Origin of the sequence: Rhodococcus sp. OK302 (assembly GCF_002245895.1) — a bacterium.
Lineage (GTDB): Bacteria > Actinomycetota > Actinomycetes > Mycobacteriales > Mycobacteriaceae > Rhodococcus_F.
In genome coordinates this window covers 2611189-2637965 of the sequence record NZ_NPJZ01000001.1, presented here as the reverse complement: position 1 = coordinate 2637965, position 26777 = coordinate 2611189, and the positions used below count along the sequence as shown (strand labels likewise).

Below are 26777 nucleotides of genomic sequence, written 5' to 3'. Positions count from 1 at the left end.
CCGCCACCGAGTGCACCAACTGCAACGGGACAGACTGTAGTGATGTGGCCCACTGCCCCGTCACCCCCGCAAGGGGGTAGAAATCACCTTCTTCCGGGGCCCGAAGCGGGCCACCGAACATGGCGGCACACGGCCTCACAGCCGTGTACCGCCAGCTCGTCAATGCTTGGTGACCCGCACAGACCGGAGCATGTCGTTCACGATCGGTCCCACCATTTCCAGGGCTTCCGGCGAGGTCATGCGCCAGTGCGTCGTGGGCACACCGTGGTTGCGGACGTTCCCGGTCACGACCGACTCCCATCCGGACGCAGCCACCCGGCCGCTCGGATCATCGGACTCTGCGGTGAAGAACACCACGTCGCCGTCGAATGATTCAGGTTGGTACTCCCACATCAATCGGGAGTTTCGTGCAGCACCCTGCATCATCCGTTCGATTGTCGCGGCAGCCTCTTCCGCCGATTGTCCGGTCACCCCGGCAAGCAGTCCGGCCATGCTCCGCTCATCGAGCACTGTCTCGGCGTCAGTAGCGGTCTCCGACAGATCGAGTCCGAGTCCACCCAGCACATCATTCATCGTGACGGTAGGCGCGGCGTCCTCGACCGGGCGACTCGACGAGGTAAAGCTGTCCATCATCCCAAGCAGTTCCACTTCCTCGCCGGCACGCTGCAACTGAACCGCCATCGCGTGAGCAATGACGCCTCCCAACGACCACCCGAGCAGACGATACGGACCGGAGGCCTGCACCTTCCGGATCTCCGAAATGTAGCGAACGGCAACCGCTTCGATAGTTTCGGGAGCGAAGTCACTTTCGCGAATCGCTGGATTCTGCAGAGCGTAGATCGGGGTTTCCGAATCGAGGTGTCTGGCCAGTCCGGCATAAGACCAACCCAGTCCCACGATCGGGTGCACGCAGAACACCGGTGACGCCGTTCCGGATTCGCGAATCGGGAACACGACGCCGAGTCCGTTGTCATGGCTGCCCTCGACGTCGGTATCGAGGCGCTGCGCGAGTACCTCGACAGTGGAGTTCGAGAACATCAACGCAACAGGGACATCGCGGCCGAGCATCACCCTGAGCCGAGCTGACACCTGGACCGCGATCAGAGAGTTGCCGCCGAGGTCGAAGAAATCATCGTCGAGACCCACCTCTTCGACGCCCAGAACATCGGCAAAGACTGACGCAACCGCGCGCTCTGTCTCCGTCGCGGGAGCCCGGAACACCTTCGCCTCGAACACCGGCTCCGGCAACAACTTCCGATCCAACTTGCCCGACGCACCCAACGGCAACGCATCCAACACCAAAACAACACCCGGAACCATGTACCCCGGAACCCGCTGCGCCACTGCCGCCTTCACCGACTCGACATCAACCGACATACCGGCAGCCGGCACCACATAACCCACCAACTGCTGACCCAGCACACTCTCGCGAACCAACACCACCACCTGCGCCACAGACTCCTGCTCCAGCAATGCAGCCTCGATCTCCCCCAACTCGATCCGCAACCCACGCAACTTCACCTGGAAATCGGTACGACCGATGTACTCGATCTCCCCAACGCTGTTCCAGGAGACGACGTCGCCCGTGCGATACAACCGCGCTCCCGGGTCGAATGGGTTCGCCACAAACCGATCCGCCGTCAAATCAGCACGACCCACATAACCTCGCGCCAACTGGGTCCCCGCCAGGTACAACTCACCCGGAACACCCACCGGCACCGGCTGCAAACGCGCATCCAGCACGTACACCTGCGTATTCCACACCGGCGCACCGATCGGGACGCTCAGGGCGTCGGCAGTAGTGACCTCATGGAACGTCACATCCACCGCAGCTTCCGTCGGCCCGTACAAGTTGTGCAACCGCGCATCCGAAAGAGTCCGGAACGCTGCCGCCGAACGCGCCGGCAACGCCTCACCACTGCAGAACACCTGCCGCAACGACCCACACTGATCTGCCGGCGCCACCGCCGTGAACATCGCCAGCATCGACGGCACGAAGTGGGCAACCGTGACAGATTCCTCGAACATGAGCTGTGCCAAATACATCGGATCGCGATGCCCGTCCGGCTTCGCCACCACTAGCGACGCACCAACCTGCAACGGCCAGAAGAACTCCCACACCGACACGTCGAACGTCGCCGGCGTCTTCTGCACCACCACATCCGTCGCAGTCAACTCGTACTCCGCTTGCATCCACAACAACCGATTCACAATCGCGCTGTGCGCGACCGCAACACCCTTCGGCCGACCCGTCGAACCCGAGGTGTAGATGACATACGCCGTCGACGCCGGATCCAGCACTCGGATCCGATCCGCATCCGTAACCGGAGCGTCGTCGAAGCCCGACACATCCATCGCGTCCACCGTCAATACATGGACGTCGGCCGGCAACACAACGCGGTCTCGCTCGGTACTGAGCACGCACACCGGTACCGCAGACTCGAGCACATACTCGGTACGTGCCAAGGGATGATCAGGATCGATCGGCAGATACGCACCACCGGCCTTGACGATCGCATACATCCCGACCACCAGTTCCACACTGCGACGCATCGCCAACCCGACCAACGACTCCGGGCCCACACCCTCGGCGATCAACCTGCGCGCCAACCGGTTCGACCGGGCATCAAGTTCACGGTAGGTCAGTGATTCACCGTCGAACACCAACGCCACGGCGTCCGGGGTCCGCGCCACCTGCGCGTCGAACAAGGACACCAATGTCGCCGACTCCAGTTCGACCTCGGTGCTGTTCCATCCGGATACAACCAGTTCCCGCTCTGCCACACTGAGAACATCGATGTCGCCGAGCGCTCCCGACGGATTCGCGACCACCGCGACAAGAATCCGTTGCAACCGCTCTGCGAAACCACGCACCGTCGACTCGTCGAACAGATCCGTGGCATAGGTGAAGCGGGCAGACATCCCGTTGAACGCACCGTCCTCGGCGATCGACTCCGCGACGGTCAGTTGCAGATCCACCTTCGCAACTTCAGCATCGGTAGATACTGCCGACACCTGAAGCCCCGGCAGTTCGAAAGAACCACCCTCTAGGTTCTGAAACGTCAGCATGGTCTGGAACAACGGGTTCCGGGCCTGCGACCGCGCCGGATTGAGCACCTCCACCAGGCGCTCGAACGGCACATCCGCATGACCGAAAGCCTGCAGATCCACTTCCCGTGCCGCATCCAACAATTCGGCAAACGTCCACGCCGGATCGAGTTCGGTACGCAACACCAACGTGTTGACGAACATACCGACCAGATCATCGAGCGCCTGCTCACCGCGCCCGGCGATGGGCGTGCCGATCACGATGTCGGTGGTGCTGGACAGTCGTGCAAGCAGAGCGGCCAGCGCCGAATGCAACACCATGAACAGCGACGCATTATGTTCGCGCGCAATCCTATTCAAAGCCACGTGAAGGTCAGGATCGATGGTGAACGAATACCCTGCACCCTGATTCGATGCAACCAGTGGACGTGAACGATCTGTCGGCAGATCCAGCAGATCCGGGATGCCCGCCAACGCGCCGGTCCAGAAGCCGATCTGCTGCGAGATCAAGGACGCCTGGTCGCCTTCACTGCCGAGAACCTCACGCTGCCACAATGCGAAGTCCGCGAACTGTACTTGCAGCGGCGCCCAACCCGGAGTGTCTCCGTTCACCCGCGCCGAGTAGGCAACCATCACGTCTCGCAGAAGCGGTGCCACCGAGAATCCGTCAGCTGCAATGTGATGCACCACGAAGACCAGCACATGTTCGTCTTCGGTAACCTGGAACAACGTAGCCCGCACCGGCGGAGCAAGCGTGACATCAAATCCGTCCGCGACAAACGCCGCAACCCGCTCGACAACGTCAGAATCAGAAACCACCACAACGCCAAGTTCCACGCTGCCGGTGCTGACCGGCAACACAACCTGGCAACCGATGCCGTCGTGTTCTGGATAGGCGGTCCGCAGAATCTCGTGCCGTTCTACGACGTCCGAGATAGCGGACTGCAGCGCACCGACATTCAGATCTCCGGACAAGCGGACAGCCGCGGGAATGTTGTACGCCGCAGACTCAGGATCAAAACGATTCAAAAACCACATCCGCTGCTGCGCCAACGACAACGGCACCCGACCCGGACGCACCATCGGCACCAAAGCCAACCGACCACCCCCACCCACACCCGAACCCAACCGCGCCGCCAACAACTCCACCACAGAATCCTCGAACAACACCCGCACCGGCACCGACATATCCAACGCCGCACCCAAACGCGAAACCACCTGCGTCGCAACCAAAGAGTTACCACCAAGATCGAAGAAATCATCATCAAGCCCCACCCGAGGAACACCCAACACCTCAGCAAAGACCGCCGCCACCGTCTCCTCCACCGAAGACACCGGCGCCCGAAACACCCTCGCCTCGAACACCGGATCCGGCAACAACTTCCGATCCAACTTACCCGCACCCGTCAACGGCAACCGATCCAGAACAACCACCGCCGACGGCACCATATACCCCGGCAACACCCCCGCCACAAACTCCGTCAACTCAACAACGTCAACCGAAACATCCACAGCAGCAACCACATACGCCACCAACACCGTCACACCCGCAGCCGACTCCCGACCCACCACCACCGCAGAATCCACCGAACCATGCGCCAACAACGCCGACTCGACCTCACCGAGCTCGATCCGGAAACCACGAATCTTCACCTGAAAATCACCACGACCCACATACTCGATCGCCCCATCAAAGGTCCACCGCACCACATCACCCGTGCGATACATCCGCACACCATCAGATCCGTACGGATTCGCCACAAACCGCTCCGCCGTCAAACCGAAACGATCCCAATACCCCCGAGCCACCTGAACACCCGAAACATACAACTCACCAACAACACCCACCGGAACCGGACGCAAACGCTCATCGAGCACCAACGCCGACATCCCACGAACCGGACCACCGATCGTGACCACATCACCCGCCGACAACGCACCACTGATATTTGTCGCGACCGTCGCCTCCGTCGGCCCGTACGCATTGAAGAACCGGCGCCCACCCGAACTTGTTGCCGTCCACGCACTCACCAACTCCGGCGAACACGCCTCACCACCCACAATGACCACCCGCAGATCATCCAGACCCGCCGGATCCACCGAACCCAACGCCGCCGGCGTCACAAACGCATGCGACACCCGCTCACCGCGCAACAACCCCGCCAACTCACTACCGCCGTACACCGACGGCGACGCAATCACCATCGCCGACCCCGCCCCCACCGCCAACAACAACTCGAGCACCGACGCGTCGAAACTCGGCGACGCAAAATGCAGAGTCCGCGACGCACCCGTCAACGAATACCGATCCACCTGCTCCGCACAGAAATTCGACACACCCCGATGCGTCACCACCACACCCTTGGGCACACCCGTCGTCCCCGACGTGTAAATCACATACGCCGACGAATCCGGCCGCACCCGCCCCACCCGATCCACATCCGAGACCGCAGCCCCCGACACCCCCGCCACCAGACCCGCACACTCATCCGAGTCCAGCACAACCCAATCCACACCCGAGGGCAACACCGACGCGAACTCCGCCGACGTCAACCCCACCACCACACCCGAATCAGCGACCATATGCGCTACACGATCCGCCGGATACGCCGGATCCACCGGCACAAACGCCGCCCCCGACTTCACCACCGCCCACAACGCCACCACAGACTCGAACGACCGCGGCACCGCCACCGCCACCCGATCCTCAACCCCCACACCACGATCGATCAACACCCGCGCCAACCGCGACGACCACTCGTCAAGCTCCGCATACGACAACGACGCACCCTCGAACACCAACGCCACCGCCGACGGATCCACCGCCACCGCCGCCGCAAAAACATCCGACAACGTCCCCACCACCGACGCGCGGCCACCATCAACCTGCGTCAACGACACCCACTCCGCCGCCGACAACACCTCCACATCACCAACCACCACCAACGGATCCACCGCCGCAGCCTCGAGAATCCGCACCAACCGATCCGCGAAACCACGCACCGTCGCCTCATCGAACAGATCCGTGGCGTACGTGAAGTTTGCCGAGATTCCAGATTCTGTGCCGTCTTCACTGATTGATTCCGACAAGGTCAACTGCAAATCGAACTTTGCGACCGAACCATCCATGCCCAACGAACTCACAGTGACACCGGGCAACTCGAACGTCGACTCGACAAGGTTCTGGAATGACAATGCCACCTGGAACAACGGATTCCGGGCCTGCGACCGCGCCGGATTCAGCACCTCCACCAAACGCTCGAACGGCACATCCGCATGACCGAAAGCCTGCAGATCCACCTCCCGAGCCGCATCCAACAACTCGGCAAACGTCCACGCCGGATCGAGTTCGGTACGCAACACCAACGTGTTGACGAACATACCGACCAGATCATCGAGCGCCTGCTCACCGCGCCCCGCGATCGGGGTTCCGATCGCAATATCGGAAGTCGCCGACAAACGCGCCAACAAAACCGCCAACGCCGAATGCAACACCATGAACAACGACGCATTACGACTGCGCGCCAACACATTCAACGCCGAATGCAGATCCGCATCCAGAGTGAACGAATACGTGGCACCGCGGTTCGACGCCACCGCCGGACGCACCCGATCCGTGGGCAGGTCCAACTGCTCCGGAAGCCCGGCCAGGTTTTCTGCCCAGTAGGCGACTTGCTGAGAGATCAGCGAAACCGGATCGTCCTCGGTGCCGAGAATCTCACGCTGCCACAGTGTGTAGTCGGCGTACTGCACCGGCAACGGCTGCCAACGCGGGGCTTCGCCCACGGCTCGCATGACGTACGCCGCCATCAGATCCCGGGTCAATGGCCCCATCGAGAAACCGTCAGCCGAAATATGGTGGACCACCAATGCCAACACAAATTCGTCCGGCGCCACCTGGAACAGGCGCACTCGCAACGGAGCCTCGACAGTGACGTCGAACCCGACCGCGATAACTTCGACAACCTTCGTCAACACGTCGTTCTCTGCCACGACAATCGGTGCGATATCCAGTTCGAGATCCGAAACCGGTAGCACTACTTGGTATCCGACACCGTCGATCTCCGGATACATCGTGCGCAGAACCTCGTGGCGGACCAGGACGTCGCGCACAGCGGCCTGTAGCGCAACAACATCCAATGTGCCCGACAACCGGATCGCGGCAGGAATGTTGTTCACCGCGGAATCGGTATCGAAGCGGTTGAGGAACCACATCCGCTGCTGCGCCAAAGACAACGGCACATTGTCCGGACGCGACATCGGAACCAAAGCCAGTCGGCCACCCACACCCACCTGCGACGCCATCCTCGCAGCCAGATCCTCGACTGTCGGAGCCTCGAACAACTCCCGCACCGCAACCCGCATATCCAAGGCGACGCCCAGCCTCGACGCCACCTGCGTCGCGATCAACGAGTTGCCACCGAGTTCGAAGAAATCGTCGTCGAGGCCCACGCGAGGTACACCCAGCACCTCGGCGAACACCGTCGCCACGCTCTCCTCGATCGCAGTCACCGGAGCCCGGAACACTCGAGCCTCGAACATCGGCGCCGGCAACCCCTTACGATCCAACTTTCCACTGGAGTTGAGCGGGAACTCCGCGAGCACCATCACCGTCGACGGCACCATGTACGAAGGCAACGACTGCGCGGCATATGCCTTGAGTTCATCCTGGTCGATATCAGCAGACTGCGTCGGAACGACGTAGCCGACCAAGTGATCACCCGTCGGCGTCGGCACTACCAACACCGCTGCCTGCAGCACAGACTCGTGGGACAGGAGAGCTGTCTCGATCTCCCCCAGCTCGATCCGCTGACCGCGGAACTTCACCTGGAAATCGGTACGACCGATGTACTCCAACTCCCCCGTCGCCGTCCAGACAACCAGGTCACCGGTCCGATACATCCGCTCACCAATACTGCTGAATGGGTTCGCCACAAACCGATCCGACGTGATATCCACCCGGCCGTAGTAGCCCCGGGCCAACTGCACTCCTGCCAGATACAATTCGCCAGGCACACCCACCGGAACCGGCTGCAGACGCGAATCCAGTACGAACACCTGGGAATTCCACTCCGGACGCCCGATCGACACCGCACCACCTGCTCGCGCCGCCGTCACATCGGCAAAGGTGATCGATACCGCAGCCTCCGTCGGCCCGTACAGGTTGTGCACACCCGCATCCGAAACCGCAGCAAAATCCGCGATGGTCTCCGCCGGCAACGCCTCACCGATCACGAACACATTCCGCAGCGACACAAGGTCCCCGCGCTCGACCGCACCGGCGAACACCGTCAGCATCGACGGCACGAAGTCCGTCACCGTCACACCACGTTCGCGGATCGTCGACGCCACATACGCCGGATCGCGATGCCCGTCCGGTGTCGCCACCACCAACTGAGCGCCCGCCCGCAACGGCAGGAAGAAACCCCACAACGAGACATCGAACGTCGTTGCCGTCTTCTGCAAATACACGTCCGAGGAGTTGAGAACATATTCGGACTGCATCCACGCGATCTGGTTCGCGATCGCGGCATGGCTGATCGCCACACCCTTCGGCTTACCCGTCGAGCCCGAAGTGAAGATGACGTACGCCGGATGCTCCGGCAACAACATCGAGGTGCGCTCGGCATCGGTGACCGCCCCCGCCGAGAAGCCCGACATCTCGAGCAGGTCGATGCACAGCACCGGACGCGCACCCGCCGCCGTGAACCCGTCCCGCGACGTGCTCAATACACACACCGGTCTTGCGGTGTCGAGGATGTGCCCGATCCGCTCCGCCGGATGATCAGGATCGACCGGCACATACGCGCCACCGGCCCGCACCACCGCGTAGATCCCGACCACAAGATCCAAAGAACGTCGAACAGCCAACGCCACCAAAGATTCCGGACCCACGCCCTCGTCGATCAACAACCGCGCCAGGCGGTTGACCCGCGCATCGAGCTCCCGGTACGTCAACGACGCACCCTCGAACACCACCGCAGTGGCATCCGGGTTAGCCACTACCGCAACATCGAACGCGTCGAGCAGCAACTCCCCCGACTCAACCTCGTGATCGGTGTCGTTCCACCCCGCCAGCACCAGTTCGCGTTCAGCGGCACCGAGCAATTCGATATCCCCGATTACCGCCGAGGAGTCCGCGGCAACAGCAGTGAGGACGCGGACGAACCGGTCCCCGAAAGTGAGCATCGTCGACTGGTCGAACAAATCCGTCGCGTAGGTCAGGTTCACTGACAAACCGGTCGCAGCGTCAGCATCGCCGGACCGTTCGACAATTGTCATCTGCAGGTCGAACTTTGCGATCACGTCGTCGAATTCGACGCCGGAGACGGATAATCCGTCAAGTTCGAAGTGTGTGCGTTCCATGTTCTGGAAGAAGAGAGCAACCTGGAACAGGGGATGACGCGACTGGGAGCGGGCCGGGTTGAGTACCTCTACGAGTCGCTCGAACGGCACATCTGCATGTCCGAACGCCCCGAGGTCGGACTCGCGGACCACGCTCAGGAATTCGTCGAACTTCGCGGCAACCGGCACTTCGGTGCGCAAGACCAACGTATTGACGAACATACCGACAAGATCATCGAGTTCCGACTCGCCGCGTCCCGCGACGGGTGTACCGACAGCGATGTCCGAAGTCCCTGACAATCTGGCCAGAAGCACAGACAATGCAGCGTGGATGACCATAAACAGCGACGAGTTATGCTTTTGCGCAATGATATTCAGTGCCGACAGTAGTTCTGCGCCGATCACGAAGTCGACGCTCGCACCCCGGTTCGAGGCAACGGCCGGACGAGGGCGGTCGGCCGGCAGGTCGAGTTGGGTGGGCAATCCGCCGAGTGCCTCGGTCCAGTATCCGAGCTGACGCGAAATCAAAGACTCCGAATCATCCTCGGACCCCAACGCTTCGCGCTGCCACACTGCGTAATCCGCGTATTGAACGGTGAGCGGCGCCCATGACGGCGACACGCCAGTCGAACGCGCCGCGTATGCGATCATCACGTCCCGCGTCAGTGGCCCCAGAGAGAATCCGTCAGCCGAGATGTGATGTACCACGATCACCAGTACGAACTCGGTTGCGGACAGTGCGAACAACCCAGCCCGCAACGGAACCTCTACGGTGACGTCGAATCCCGTCATGGCCAATGCCGACGCGGCCGCCGGCAATTCGTCTTCCGCAACATGCACCGGAGTCAGATTTGGAACGGCTTGCGCCAGTGGCACAACCACCTGAACGCCTGCGCCTTCAATCTCCGGGTAGACCGTGCGCAGAATCTCATGGCGCGCAATCACGTCCGCCACTGCGAAGGCCAATGCTTCCGTGTCCAATGCACCGGTCAACCTGATCGCGACCGGAATGTTGTTGACTGCGGACGCGCTGTCGAATCTGCTGAGGAACCACATCCGCTGCTGAGCCAACGACAACGGCACTCGCTCCGGCCGCGGCAGTGATCCCAGTTTCGGCAGATCCGCGGAGCGTGAGCTGCTTTCAGCTGCCCGTGCAAGCGAAGCGGAATCCGGGTAGTCGAAGATGTCGCGAATGGCAATAGAAGTCCCCAGCGCACTGTTCACCCGCGCAACCAACCTGGTTGCAAGCAAAGAGTTTCCACCCAGCGCGAAGAAGCTGTCGTCGACCGACACCTGCTCGATCCCGAGGAGGTCGGCAAATACTCCCGCGACAGTCTCTTCAACCGGGTTCGACGGCGCACGGAATATGCTCTCGGACAAGAAATTCGGCACAGGCAGTGCGCGCCGATCCAGCTTGCCTGCTGTGGTAACCGGCAATTCTTCGAGCACCACCCATTGGGTCGGAACCATGTAGTTGGGCAACGAGAGGCCCAACTGCGTCTTCAGGTCTGCATCGACGAGTTCTACGTCCTGTTCCCCGACCACGTAGGCGATAAGGCGATCGCCGGTATGGGAATCACGGTGCAGTAGAACCGCACTCTGCGCCACACCATCGATCTGCGAGAGCGCAACCTCGATCTCCCCCAATTCGATGCGGAGGCCACGCAACTGAACCTGATCGTCGATGCGACCCACAAAGTCAAGAGTGCCGCGAGCGCTCCAGCGAACCAGGTCGCCGGTGCGGTACATCCGTTCTCCCGGCGCACCGTACGGATCGGCCAGGAATCGCTCCGACGTCAAGGCGGTGCGAGCGTGGTATCCACGAGCCAAGCCGGGTCCACTCAGGTAGAGTTCGCCGACGACACCGCGCGGGACGTGCCCCAAACGTGCGTCCAGCACCAAGGCCCCGGCCCCGGCGATCGGGCGTCCGATGTCGATGGACTCACCTGCGGCGAGATCGTCACTGACGGTGATGATGATGGTGGTCTCGGTCGGACCGTAACTATTGAAGAACCGCCGTCCCGGCGCCAGTCGCGCTGCCAGTTCGGGCGGGCACACGTCGCCGCCGACAATGACAGTCTCGACACCGGCAAACGCCTCGGTATCCACCGTGCCGAGCACGGCCGGCGCACTGAGGATGTGCGTGATGCGTTCCGCCTGGATGAGCGCACCCAGTTCCTCGCCGCCGATGATCGACGGATCGGCTACCACCAGGGTTGCACCGACGCTGAACGTCACCACCATTTCGATGACGGAAGCGTCGAAGCTGGATGAGGCAAAGCGCAGCACCCGCGAGGAATCCGTGACCGCCAACTCGGTGCGAGCGTCACCGGTGAACGACGCGAGGCCGCTGTGGGTGACAACAACGCCCTTGGGCAATCCGGTGGAGCCTGAGGTGTAAATCATGTAAGCCGGATTGGACAGCGCAGTCGGCAAGGTGCGATCCGACGCTGACAGATCCTGATCTGAGAATCCGCGGGATACGGCAGCATCAGCGGTTCCGTCGATCTCGAGCCAGTCCAGATCTCCCGGCAGCGTCGCGGACAAAATGGAGGTGGTCAGACCGAGGATTGCACCGCAGTCGCGCACCATGTGCTCGATCCGGTCAGCCGGCAGGGCCGGGTCCACCGGCACGAATGCGGCACCGGTTTTCGCCACTGCCCACAGTGCGACAATCGATTCCGCTGTACGGGTGAACGAGAGAACCACAAACTGTTCCGGTCCTGCGCCGCGAGCGATGAGCGCTCGGGCCAGGCGGTTCGATTCGGCGTCCAACGCTGCGTAGGTCAGGTTCCCGGTCTGGGAGACAACAGCAACGCGCGTGGGATCAATCGCAACGCCGGAAGTGAGGATCTCGGCCAGCAGGCGCGGTGCGGGTGCCGTCTCCCGGGTCGACAATGCCAAGTCGGATATTTCTTCGGCGTCGAGGATCGGTACTTCTCCGATGATCCGATCGGAGTCTTCGACTACGGCCGTCAGCACCTGACTGAAGCGCCGTGCGAATGTCCTGGCGCTACCGGCATCGTAGAGATCTGTGGCGTAGGCCAATGTCCCGGTGTATCCGCCATCGACATTTTCGCTCATCGTCAGTTCGAGGTCGAACTTCGCGATGCCAGCATCGGAATCGTCGAATTCCACGACTACACCGGGCAATTCGACGGAACCGACAGCGGATTCGTGCAGGGAAAGCGATACCTGGAACAGCGGGGCGTGAGCCTGCGAACGCACCGGATCCAGAGCTTCGACCACGCGATCGAACGGGACATCTGCATTCTCGTACGCGTCCAGATCTACCGCACGCGTATTGCCCAGCACTGCAGAGAAACTGGCCGCCGGATCGATATCGGTACGCAACACCAAGGTGTTGACGAACATGCCGACCATCGCATCGAGTGCGGCCTCGCCGCGGCCCGCAATCGGAGTTCCGACGGTAACATCCGAGTTGGCGCTGAGTCGCGACAGCAGAACGGCAAGCGCGGCATGAATGACCATGAAGACGCTGGCTTCATGCTCGCGTGCAACCACGTTCAGCTTCTCGCGCACTGCCGTGTCAATGGTGAATTCGACACTCGCACCGACCATCGAAGCGGTAGCAGGTCGACTGCGGTCTGTGGGGAGGTCGATGACTGCCGGTGCGGATGCGAGTTGACGCTTCCAGTAGGCAAGCTGAGTGCCGGCCGGAGAATCCGTCTCGGCTTCGCTACCCAAACGATCACGTTGCCACAGTGCGTAATCCGCGTACTGCACCTCGAGCGGAGCCCAACCCGGCTCTGCACCCGATACCCGAGCGGTGTACGCCACCATCACATCCCGGGCCAACGGGCGCATCGAGAAGCCGTCGGCACTGATGTGATGTACCACGAGGGCAAGGGTGTATTCATGCTCGCTGATCCGGAAAATTCCAACACGCAGCGGAACCTCGGTAGTGATGTCGAAGCCACCACCCACCACTGCGTAAACAGCGGACTTCAGGTCCTGCTCGCCCGCCACCGCAATCGGGTCGAGGTCCAATTCGACACTCGCCGCCGACAGCACCGACTGGTACGGGCCTTCCTCCGAATCCGGGAACACCGTACGAAGAGATTCGTGCCTGGCCAGCACGTCGCGAACAGCCAATGCCAGAGCATGCGCGTCCACGTTGCCGGTCAACCGAACCACAATCGGAATGTTGTACGCCGCAGAATCAGGATCAAAACGATTCAAAAACCACATCCGCTGCTGCGCCAACGACAACGGCACCCGACCCGGACGCACCATCGGCACCAAAGCCAACCGACCACCCCCACCCACACCCGAACCCAACCGCGCCGCCAACAACTCCACCACAGAATCCTCGAACAACACCCGCACCGGCACCGACATATCCAACGCCGCACCCAAACGCGAAACCACCTGCGTCGCAACCAAAGAGTTACCACCAAGATCGAAGAAATCATCATCAAGCCCCACCCGAGGAACACCCAACACCTCAGCAAAGACCGCCGCCACCGTCTCCTCCACCGAAGACACCGGCGCCCGAAACACCCTCGCCTCGAACACCGGATCCGGCAACAACTTCCGATCCAACTTACCCGCACCCGTCAACGGCAACCGATCCAGAACAACCACCGCCGACGGCACCATATACCCCGGCAACACCCCCGCCACAAACTCCGTCAACTCAACAACGTCAACCGAAACATCCACAGCAGCAACCACATACGCCACCAACACCGTCACACCCGCAGCCGACTCCCGACCCACCACCACCGCAGAATCCACCGAACCATGCGCCAACAACGCCGACTCGACCTCACCGAGCTCGATCCGGAAACCACGAATCTTCACCTGAAAATCACCACGACCCACATACTCGATCGCCCCATCAAAGGTCCACCGCACCACATCACCCGTGCGATACATCCGCACACCATCAGATCCGTACGGATTCGCCACAAACCGCTCCGCCGTCAAACCGAAACGATCCCAATACCCCCGAGCCACCTGAACACCCGAAACATACAACTCACCAACAACACCCACCGGAACCGGACGCAAACGCTCATCGAGCACCAACGCCGACATCCCACGAACCGGACCACCGATCGTGACCACATCACCCGCCGACAACGCACCACTGATATTTGTCGCGACCGTCGCCTCCGTCGGCCCGTACGCATTGAAGAACCGGCGCCCACCCGAACTTGTTGCCGTCCACGCACTCACCAACTCCGGCGAACACGCCTCACCACCCACAATGACCACCCGCAGATCATCCAGACCCGCCGGATCCACCGAACCCAACGCCGCCGGCGTCACAAACGCATGCGACACCCGCTCACCGCGCAACAACCCCGCCAACTCACTACCGCCGTACACCGACGGCGACGCAATCACCATCGCCGACCCCGCCCCCACCGCCAACAACAACTCGAGCACCGACGCGTCGAAACTCGGCGACGCAAAATGCAGAGTCCGCGACGCACCCGTCAACGAATACCGATCCACCTGCTCCGCACAGAAATTCGACACACCCCGATGCGTCACCACCACACCCTTGGGCACACCCGTCGTCCCCGACGTGTAAATCACATACGCCGACGAATCCGGCCGCACCCGCCCCACCCGATCCACATCCGAGACCGCAGCCCCCGACACCCCCGCCACCAGACCCGCACACTCATCCGAGTCCAGCACAACCCAATCCACACCCGAGGGCAACACCGACGCGAACTCCGCCGACGTCAACCCCACCACCACACCCGAATCAGCGACCATATGCGCTACACGATCCGCCGGATACGCCGGATCCACCGGCACAAACGCCGCCCCCGACTTCACCACCGCCCACAACGCCACCACAGACTCGAACGACCGCGGCACCGCCACCGCCACCCGATCCTCAACCCCCACACCACGATCGATCAACACCCGCGCCAACCGCGACGACCACTCGTCAAGCTCCGCATACGACAACGACGCACCCTCGAACACCAACGCCACCGCCGACGGATCCACCGCCACCGCCGCCGCAAAAACATCCGACAACGTCCCCACCACCGACGCGCGGCCACCATCAACCTGCGTCAACGACACCCACTCCGCCGCCGACAACACCTCCACATCACCAACCACCACCAACGGATCCACCGCCGCAGCCTCGAGAATCCGCACCAACCGATCCGCGAAACCACGCACCGTCGCCTCATCGAACAGATCCGTGGCGTACGAGAATTGCGCGGCCAGACCGCCCAGCTCACCCGCTTCGCCGATGGACTCCACCAAAGTGAGGGACAGGTCGAACTTTGCAGTGCCACTGTCAATCTCGACCATGTTCACTGACATTCCGGGCAGTTCCAGGCTGGTCTTCGCCAGGTTCTGGAATGACAATGCCACCTGGAACAACGGATTCCGGGCCTGCGACCGCACCGGATTCAACACCTCCACCAGGCGCTCGAACGGCACATCCGCATGACCGAAAGCCTGCAGATCCACTTCCCGTGCCGCATCCAACAATTCGGCAAACGTCCACGCCGGATCGAGTTCGGTACGCAACACCAACGTGTTGACGAACATACCGACCAGATCATCGAGCGCCTGCTCACCACGCCCCGCGATCGGGGTTCCGATCGCAATATCGGAAGTCGCCGACAAACGCGCCAACAAAACCACCAACGCCGAATGCAACACCATGAACAACGACGCATTACGACTGCGCGCCAACACATTCAACGCCGAATGCAGATCCGCATCCAGAGTGAACGAATACGTGGCACCGCGGTTCGAGGCCACCGCCGGACGCACCCGATCCGTGGGCAGGTCCAACTGCTCCGGCAACCCAGCCAACGCACTTGTCCAGAAGTTGATCTGCTGCGACATAACAGATTCGGTATCGTCTGCGACGCCGAGAATCTGGTGCTGCCACAGTGCAAAATCGGAGTACTGCACGGCAAGTGGCGCCCACCCCGGGGCCTCGCCGTGAGTGCGAGCGGAGTACGCGATCATCAGATCACGGATCAGCGGTGCGACCGAAAAGCCGTCTGCTGCAATGTGATGCACCACGAATACCAGTATCCACCCGTCGTCGGCGACCTGCAGCAGACGCACACGCAGGGGCACCGAAGAAGTGACGTCGAACCCCTGCGAGACAATCCTGGTAATGCGGTCGACGGTGTCCGACACAGCGATCGTTTGGACCGACAGATCTATGCCTTGCGCCACGGCAACGTCATTGGCGGGGAGCACGCACTGATAGCCCGTTCCGTCGTGTTCCGGGTAGATGGTGCGCAAGATTTCGTGACGTTCGATCACATCTGTGATCGCATCTTGCAGAGCCGAGTGGTCCAGCGCGCCGGAGAGCTGTATCGCTGCGGGGATATTGTTCACGCTCGACACCGAGTCGAAGCGGTTGAGGAACCACATCCGCTGCTGCGCCAAGGACAGCGGCACTCGCTCGGGACGCACCTGTGCCGTCAGCGCCGCCCGGCCGCCGACTCCCACCTGTGACTCGATCCGCGAAGCCAGCGATTCGACAGTCGGAGCTTCGAACAAGTCTCGCACCGGAATTCGGGTTTCGAGTGCGGCAGCCAATCGCGAGACGACCTGCGTCGCGATCAGCGAGTTGCCACCGAGGTCGAAGAAGTCGTCGTCGAGGCCTACTCGAGGGGCTCCGAGGATCTCGGCAAAAACTCCCGCCACAATTTCTTCGACCGGCGTGACCGGTGCCCGGAACTCGCGCACCTCGAACACCGGATCAGGCAACGCATTTCGGTCGAGCTTGCCAACCGGCGTCAACGGCACCTGATCGAGCACCATGATCGCCGACGGCACCATGTACGCGGGAAGACTTGCACCGACGTGTTTGGTCAGCGCTTCGACATCGAGGTCACCTTCGAATCCTGCAACGACGACGACGTAGGAAACTAATGTTGTAGCGCCTGAAGGTAACTCACGCCCCACCGTCACCGCGAACTCGACATCAGGATGGCCCGACAACACCGCATCGATCTCACCGAGCTCGATGCGGAACCCGCGCACCTTCACCTGGAAGTCACTGCGCCCCAGGTACTCGAGTTCACCCGCCGCACTTGACGTGCCGCCGATCCATCGCACCACATCACCCGTGCGATACATCCGCGAACCATCAGCCGAATACGGATTCGCCACGAAACGATCCGATGTCAACGACGGCCGATCGTGATAACCACGAGCCAACACTGCGCCCGCAAAATACAACTCACCCCTGGTTCCTATCGGCACCGGATGCAGACGCTCGTCGAGCACTAGCGCCGTCACGCCCTCGATCGGCGAACCGATCGTCACCGGACTACCGGCCGTCAGATGCGCGTACGTCGAAATGATCGTCGTTTCAGTCGGACCGTATGCATTGAAATAGGTCCGTCCTGGAGCCCACCGTGCCACCAAATCCGGCGCCGTCACATCGCCACCGATGGACACCATCTCGAGATCTACCAACACCGCCGGGTCCAAAGTTCCCAACACAGCCGGCGTGATCAACCCGTGTGTCACCCGCTCGACCCGCAACAACTCCGTCAACTCGTGACCACCGATGATCGAAGGCGGCACGATCACCGACGTCGCCCCCGCGTGGAACGCCACCATCCACTCGAGCACCGAAGGATCAAAACTCGGCGAACAGTTCTGCAGCACCCGCGATTCCGCACTCACCCGGTACCGCGCTGTCGCCGACTCCAACAACCCCCGCAAACCGGTATGCGTGACCGTCACGCCCTTCGGCTTACCCGTCGAACCGGATGTGTAGATGACGTACGCCGCATGCTCCGCACGCAGAACACTCACACGATGTTCATCCGTGACAGGAGCCGCAGACTGCGCCTCCAGAAGTACCTGCGTCGCCGGCGCGTCCAGCACCAACCACGAAGCCCCCACCGGAAGTTGACCCGCGAACGCCGACCCGGTCACACCCAACACCGCCCGCGAATCAGACAGCATGTGTGCAATACGATCCGCCGGATAATTCGGATCCACCGGCACGTACGCGGCGCCGGACTTCGCGGCCGCCCAGACCGCGACCACCATCTCGTAAGAACGCGGGAATGCCAGTGCCACGATATTTTCCGGACCGGCCCCGCGGGCAATCAGAACCCGAGCCAACCGCGAGGACGCCTCGTCCAGTTCACGGTAGGTCACCGAACGACCTTCCGAGCGCACCGCGACGGCGTCCAGATCGATCGCGCACCCGGCGGTCAGAATATCTACCAGGAGAGCCGAAGGCATCGCGTCGTCGCTCACAACCGTCGTCAGCTCTGCAATGTCACCGGGCGACATCCACTCCAGATCGCCTACGGCCACAGACGCATCCGCGACCACTGAGCGCAGTATCTGCGTCAGTGCCGTCGCAAACTCCGCCACGGTTGATTCGTCGAACAGATCTGTGGTGTAAGTGAAGGTTGCCGGCATTCCCGCAGACACGCCGTTCTCCGACAGGCCTTCCGACAGCGTCAGCTGCAGATCAAACTTGGATGAGGCCGTGTCGAACTCCATCGTGGACACGGTCAGCCCTGACAGTTCCAGCTCGGCCCGTTCGAGGTTTTCGAAGGACAGTGCCACCTGAAAGAGCGGATGACGAGCCTGCGAGCGGGCTGGGTTCAGTACCTCCACCAGACGCTCGAAAGGCACGTCAGCATATTCGAAGGCGTGCAAATCGGCTTGCTTCACCTGCTCGAGGAAGTCGGAGAAGGGAGCTGCGCCGTCGACCTGTGTCCGCAACACCAGCGTGTTGACGAACATGCCCACCAACGAGTCCAGTGACGCGTCTCCGCGACCCGCGACCGGTGTGCCCACTGCGATGTCGGACGTGGCGGACAGCCGGGCGAGGAGAACTGTCAGCGCCGCATGCACAACCATGAACAGTGACGCATTGTGCGCCCGGGCCAGCCGGTTCAACCCGTCATGGGTCTTGCTGTCGATGGTGAATGCAAAATCGGCGCCGTGGTTGGACGCGACCACCGGACGTGGACGGTCGGCGGGCAAGTCCAGCTGGTCCGGAAGGCCGTCGAGATTGCCCTTCCAATAGCCGATCTGCTGCGAGATCAACGATGCCGGATCCTCTTCCGATCCCAACACCTGACGCTGCCACAGTGCATAGTCCGCATACTGTGCCTCGAGTGCGTGCCAGCCGGGCGAATTGCCCTCGATCCGCGCCGCATAGGCCTGAACCAGATCCCGGGCCAGAACACGCATCGACCAACCGTCGACGCTGATGTGATGAACCACCATCAGCAGAACGTGCTCGTCTTCCGCCACACTCAACAAGGTCAATGCGGCAGGAACCTGCAAGGTCACGTCAAATCCGGTGGCCACGGCCTCACGGATCCGGGCTTCTAGTTCCGCTGCATCGACGTGCTGCGGTGTCAGGTCTCGCACTACCTCGGCCGCAGGCAATATCACCTGGTGCGGTCCCTGAGGAGACTCCGGATATATCGTCCGCAATGCTTCGTGGCGGGTGGTGATGTCCGACACCGACTCGGCCAGCGCGGCGCCGTTCAGTGATCCTGAAAGCTTCAGCGCCGCAATAACATTGTATGCGCCGGAAGTGGGGTCGAAGCGATTGAGGAACCACATCCTCGATTGCGCAGACGAGAGCGGAATGTGTTCAGGTCTCAGCGAAGCCGTCAGCGCCGGGCGACCGGAAGCCGTCAATTCCGCGCCGTCGACCAGTGCTGCCAATCCACCGATCGTGGGGGTCTCGAACAACTCTCGCACGCTCACGTGCACATTCAGTGCTTCGTTGATCCGCGCCAGAACTCGGGTTGCAACCAGCGAGTTGCCGCCGAGGTCGAAGAAGCTGTCGTAGACGCCGAATCTTCCCGTTGCATCGTCACCGGCCCCCAGGACCTCGGCGAAGATCTTCGCCACCATTGCCTCGGTGTCGGTGCGGGGTGCCACATAGTCGGCAAGCCGCTCGAATGTCGGCTTCGGCAACATCTTCCGGTCGAGCTTGCCGTTTGCGTTGAGCGGCAAGGCCTCGAGGATCGACAAAGCCGAGGGCACCATGTAGCGGGGTAGCGCCTTGCCGACGGATTCGAGTAGTGAACGCTCGTCGACTTCGGACCCGGCCTCCAGCACTACGTACGCGGCAAGATAGTCCCCCGCAGCGGAATCATTGCGGACGAGCGCCACTGACTGCGTCACCGCGGGGCAACCGAGCAGTGCGGCCTCGATCTCTCCCAGTTCGATCCGTTGACCCCGCAGTTTGACCTGGAAGTCGACTCGACCGACGTACACCAACTCGCCGCGCTCGGTCCACCGAACCAGGTCTCCGGTCCGATACAGGCGCGACGAATCCTCATCTGCTCCGAACGGATTGGCCACAAACCGGTCTGCGGTCAAATCCGGACGCCCCACATACCCACGGGCCAACTGATCGCCCGCGACGTACAGTTCGCCGACCAGGCCGACCGGTACCGGATTGAGTCGTGGATCCAGAACATAGACCTGGGTGTTGGAGACAGGTACACCCATCGGCACGAGCACCGAGTCCTCTTCGGTGACTGCGTGATAGGTCACGTCCACCGCTGTCTCGGCGGGACCGTACAGATTCTGCAAGCGTGCGTTCATCACCCCGCGAAAATGCACCGCAGTCGACGCTTTGAGCGCCTCACCGCCGGAGAACACCAATCGCAACGAATCACAGCGCTCGGCGACATCTTGCAACAAGAAGAGTTCCAACATAGCCGGAACGAAGTGCGTCACGGTGACACCTTCGCGCTCGATCAGCGACGCAAGGTAGTGCGGATCTCGGTGCCCGTCCGGCTCCGCGATCACAGCCCGTCCCCCAGACATGAAGGACCAGAACATCTCCCAGACCGAGACGTCGAACGTTGCCGGCGTCTTGACAAGAATTACGTCGGATTGGTCGAGTCCGTACACTTCCTGGCGCCACAGGAACTGGTTGACGATTGCCGAGTGCGGCACCGCAACGCCCTTGGGAACACCCGTCGAGCCTGACGTGAAGATGACGTAGGCCGTATTGGCAGGAACCAGACGAGCACGTCGATCTACATCGGTTACCGGCGCACTCTCCCAACCCGAGAGATCCACAACTGCAAGGTCGAGACTTGGAACTCCGTCAAATTCCGTCGCGAGTGTACCCTGCTCGGAAGAGGTGAGCACCAGCAGCGGTCGGGCCGACTTCACTATCGACACAATGCGTTCCGACGGATGCTCGGGGTCCAGCGGCACATACGCACCACCTGCTCGCAGGACTGCGTGCACAGCGACCAGCAACTCCGTCGACCTTGCCAGCAGCACACCGACGATCGAATCCGGCCCGACACCCTGCGATATCAATTCTCGAGCAAGTCTGCTGACCCGAGAGTCGAACTCCGCATAGGTGAGCGATTCGCCGTCGAATGTCACTGCTACGGCGTCCGGTGTCCGAGCCATCTGATCCGAAACCAGATCCGACAGAGTTACCGCTGAGAACTCGTGTGAGGTGTCGTTCCATCCGATGGTCATGAGCTCTCGCTCGGCGACCTCGAGTAGACCGATGTCGCCGACAGCCGCCGACGGATCTGCCGCTACCGTAGCGAGGATGCGCTGGAAACGCTGAGCAAACACCTCGACAGTGTTGATATCGAAAAGGTCTGTGGCAAAGACGAATCCTGCGGTCATTCCAGCCGGTGTGCCGTCGGCATCGTGAACTTCGGCAACGGTCAGTTGGAGGTCGAACTTCGACATCTCGAGGTCGAACCGCACCGGCTCGACTGTCATGTGCGGCAATTCCAAGCGGACCGCCGCGTTGTTCTGGAATTCCAAGAGCACCTGGAACAGCGGAGCATGCGCCGTCGAGCGGGCGGGCGCGAGCACTTCTACCAACTGTTCGAAGGGAACGTCGGCGTTGCCGAATGCACCCAGGTCGATCTCGCGGACCTGTTCGAGCAAATCGGAGAACGGTGTCTGCAAGTCCACCTGGGTGCGTAGCACCAGGGTGTTGACAAAAACACCGATCAAGTCGTCGAGCTCCGGCTCGCCGCGGCCGGCGACCGGGGTGCCCACCACGATGTCCGAGGTTCCGGACAACCGAGCCAGCAACACGGCCAACGCCGCGTGCATGACCATGAAGACGCTTGAATTATGTTGATGCGCAGTATTTACGACAGCGTCGTGGACGTCGGCATCGATGTGGAACTCGACGCGGGCACCACCACGGGACTGCTGATTCGGGCGAGGTCGATCGGTGGGCAGTTCCAGCAATTCGGGAAGTCCGGTCAGCGTGGACGACCAGTACCCGAGCTGCTCCGACGCCAGGCTCTCGGGATCCTGCTCGTCACCGAGCAGTTCGCGTTGCCACAAGGTGTAGTCGACGTACTGGATGTTCAGCGGGCTCCAGGTCGGTACGTGTCCGGCCAGATGCGCACTGTAGGCCACCATGACATCGCGCACCAACGGGGTGAGCGAAAATCCGTCGGTCGCGATGTGGTGGACCACGATCGCCAAGGCATAGTCACCGCGGTGAACTTCGAACAGTCTCGCCCGCAACGGCACTGCCGCGGTGACATCGAAACCGGCAAGTGAGAACTCACGTAGCTGCGTATGCAGGTCGACTTCGTCGGAAACGACAACCGGAGCCAGGTCGGTGTGCACTTCACCGGCCGCCAGCACAACCTGATGCGGGCCGCTCGGAGTGTCCGGGAACATCGTCCGCAACGACTCGTGCCGTTCGATGACGGCGAGAAGTGCGGCGCTCAGCGCAGGCACGTCGAGTTCACCGGTGAGCCGCACTATCATCGGCACGTTGTATGCCGCTGAGCTGGTGTCGAATTGGTTCACAAACCACATGCGCTGCTGCGCGGCCGAGAGCGGTATGTGCTCGGGTCGCACTCGGGCGATGAGCGCCGGGCGACTCGTAGCGATACCGCTGCGCGCCACTACCTTGGCGGCGATACCGGATACCGTCGGTTCGTCGAAGATATCGCGCACGCCGAGATGTGCGTCGAGAGCGGTATTGACCCGCGCGATCACCTTGGTCGCGATCAGGGAGTTGCCGCCGAGCGCAAAGAACGAAACGTCGACACTGATTCTGTCGATGCCCAGCAGTTCGGAGAACACTCCGGCGACGATTTCCTCGGCCTCGGTGGTGGGCGCTCGGTATTCGTCTTCGGGGGCGGTGAACACCGGTGCCGGCAGGGCGCGGCGGTCCAGCTTGCCGGTCGGTGTGAGCGGCACGTGTTCGAGCCGAATGACGGTGGTCGGGACCATGTGTGACGGCAGCTGCTCGGCTACGGCAGCGAGAATCGCCGCGGAGTCGAAGTCGAAACCCGGAGCCGGTCGAAGGTAGGAGACCAACACTGTGTTGTCGGCGGTTGCCTCGTGCGCGACGGTGACCGCAAAGTCAACCGAATCCTGTGCGGCCAGGACTGCGTCGATTTCGCCGAGTTCGATGCGGAATCCACGAATCTTGACTTGGAAGTCCGATCGACCGATGAACTCGAGTTGATGGTCAGGCGTCCATCGCACCTCGTCGCCCGAGCGGTACATCCGTGACCCTGGTTCACCGAAAGGGTTGGCAACAAAGCGTTCTGCTGTGGTATCCGGGCGTCCGTGATATGCGCGCGCAAGTCCGGGGCCACTCAGATACAGCTCCGCCACAACGCCTACCGGGACGGGTCGAAGCTTACGGTCGAGCACGACTGCGGACGCGCCTTGAATGGGGCGTCCGATCGTGGCGGGGACGCCCGGCGTGATCGGCTCACTCGTGGTGATGACGATCGTGGTTTCGGTGGGCCCGTAGCTGTTAGTGAAACGGCATGCGGGACCAAATCTTTCGACCAGATCCGGAGTACACACGTCGCCGCCGACCACGACTGCCTCGAGATCGGGCAAACCTTCGGGGTCGACCGTGTTCAAAAGCGTAGGGGCGGAAAGTATATGGGTCACCCGTTGCTCGCGCAAAAGGTCTACGAGCTCGTCGCCGCCGTAGACGTCGGGCGGGGTGACGATCATGGCTGCACCGGCACTGAAAGCCTGCAGCATCTCGAATACCGATGCATCAAAACTGGCAGAGGAGAAACGTAGGACACGAGAGGACGCGGTGATCCCGAGTTCCGGTCGAGCTGATGCCGCGAACTGAGAGAGTCCACGATGGGTGACGACGACGCCCTTCGGCAGTCCGGTGGATCCGGACGTATAGATCACGTAGGCCACGTTGTCGATCGAGGGTGCGGAGAGCTGCTCGGCAGCTGAAATTGCAGATACGGAACGGGAGTCGATATCCACCCGAGTCTGGTCGGAATCGAGGACCATCCAGCTGACGAGACTGGGAAGGGAGTCCATAGTTCGGACTGCGGTGATCCCGAACCGAACGCCGGAATCGCTGAGCAGATGAATGATTCGCGCCTGTGGAAGCTTGGGGTCGACCGGAACGAACCCGGCGCCGGTCTTGGCCACGGCCCAGAGTGCGACGAGAGCGTCGACCGAACGGTCGAGAGCGAGCGCGATCAGTGCTTCGGGGCCCGCACCGGCGTCGATCAGAACGCGCGCAAACTGATTCGATCGCTGATCGAGTTCGCGATAGGTGAGAGTGTGGCCGGCCGACCACACCGCGATTCCGTCAGGATTGGCCACTACCCCGTCCAGCAGGAAGTCCACGAACAGACGCGGCGATGTGGCCGGCTCTCCCATTGCCGGAACCAAGTCGCGGTATTCGTCTTCGTGCAGAACATCGATCGACGAAATCTGCTCTTCGTCACCACTTCTGGCGAAATCGCGAAGGAACTCACCGAATCGCGCGTGGTGCGCGGCGAGGTCGTCGCGCGTGTAGAGATTGGCGTTGGCCTCGAAGTCGATATGGGCATGACTGCCGACTACCGCGGGATAGATGTTGATCGACAGATCGTCCACGGGACCTGTCGAAAGCACGTTGAGCCGGCCGAGGGTCGAGCCGAGCCGAATCTCGCTGTGAAACATCATGATGTTGATCGCCGGACCGAAGAAACCGCGCTGCGTAGTTCCGACGTCGGCCTCGCGGCGGATGTCCTCGTGACGGAACTGCTGGTGCCGCAAGGCACCAGTCAATCCCAACTGGACTTCGCGCACCAAGGTGCCGGTGTCCTTGTGCCCGGCAGTCGAAAGCCTGATCGGTACGACGTTGGACATCATGCCGCCGGATCGCCGGAGCCTGGCTGTTGTTCGAGCCGAGACCGGCAGGCTGAGGACTATGTCGTCTTCTCCGGTCAACCGGGACAGGAATGCTGCGACTGCGGCGATCGCGACTGTCGCGAAGGACGCTCCCGGCGTCCTCGCCACCATCGCCAGCACCGCGTCCTCGGTGTCAACGGACATTTGATCGCTGACGACTACGGACTGCGAACCGACGGGCGCGGTGCGCCCGGCCAGAGAGATGGGATGCGGGAAATCTCGGGTGACGTCGGCCCAGTACGCGCGGTCGGTCTCGAAACGGCGCGATCCGCGGTACTTGTCCTCGTATTCGCGAATTTCCCGGAGGTCACTGAAATTTACGGGAGCTTCAGGGGTGCCCTCGATCGCCTCGGTATAGCGCTGCGCGATCAGATTCATGAACGTCATCGCACCGAAACCGTCGAGTGCGATGTGGTGCATTCTCGTGTACCAGAAGTAATGATTGTCGGCGAGGCGCAGTGTGACCGACCGAGTCAACCAGCCTGTGACCATGTCGACCGGAGCCCGGAAGTCGGCCTGCATCCATTCGGTGGCAGCTGCAACGGGATCGGGATGATCGCTGAAGTCCATCGAAGTGATTTCCGCGCGAAGTTCGGTGTCGATCATCTGGAACGGCTCGTTGTCGATCTCGATGATGCGAAGTAGTCCCGAGCCGAGTTCTGCAGCCGCCCGATAACCGCTATCAGACAGCAACTGCACATCGAGAGGTCCCAGGACCTCGACGTACTGGGCAATGTTGACCGGAACGTCGCCCAGCAGATGCTGAGCGAACCACATGCCACGTTGCGCAGTGGACAGCGGAAATATGCCTGAATTCGAACGTGTCGCCTCTAGATCCGACGACCCAGACATACCGTTCACAGCTTCGTTGCCCGTTGAATTCACCGAGCCACCTCATTCCTTTTGGAACCACCACAACAACTGCACCCTGCCGATGTGCAACCGACAGATTAGGCGACTCGAACGTCGAAAACATCAAAATGGAATCATGTGTCGGACGAGCGTCCAATCCGACCGGCCGACCGCAGCACATATTGGCTTCGACCAGCAATTTCATTGCGACGTCTCACCGCTACCGCCAAAGTGAACACGTGCCAATTCCAGCGCTACGGCCTTCCCCGCGGCGGGGTCGAGCGGTTCTACTTTCGGAAAGCTACAAGCAAGCACTGCCTACCGAACGAGCAAATCGCCGCACGAGGCGCACTTGCGCTTCGTACGGCGAT

1 protein-coding gene is annotated in these 26777 nt (G+C 61.7%); it reads right to left on the bottom strand.

What is annotated here, in order from left to right; genetic code table 11:
- Positions 1–159: 159 nt before the first annotated feature.
- Positions 160–26439, bottom strand: a complete 26280-nt coding sequence (locus BDB13_RS12245) for a non-ribosomal peptide synthase/polyketide synthase (protein WP_141210636.1) — start codon at positions 26437–26439, stop codon at positions 160–162.
- Positions 26440–26777 lie beyond the last annotated feature (338 nt).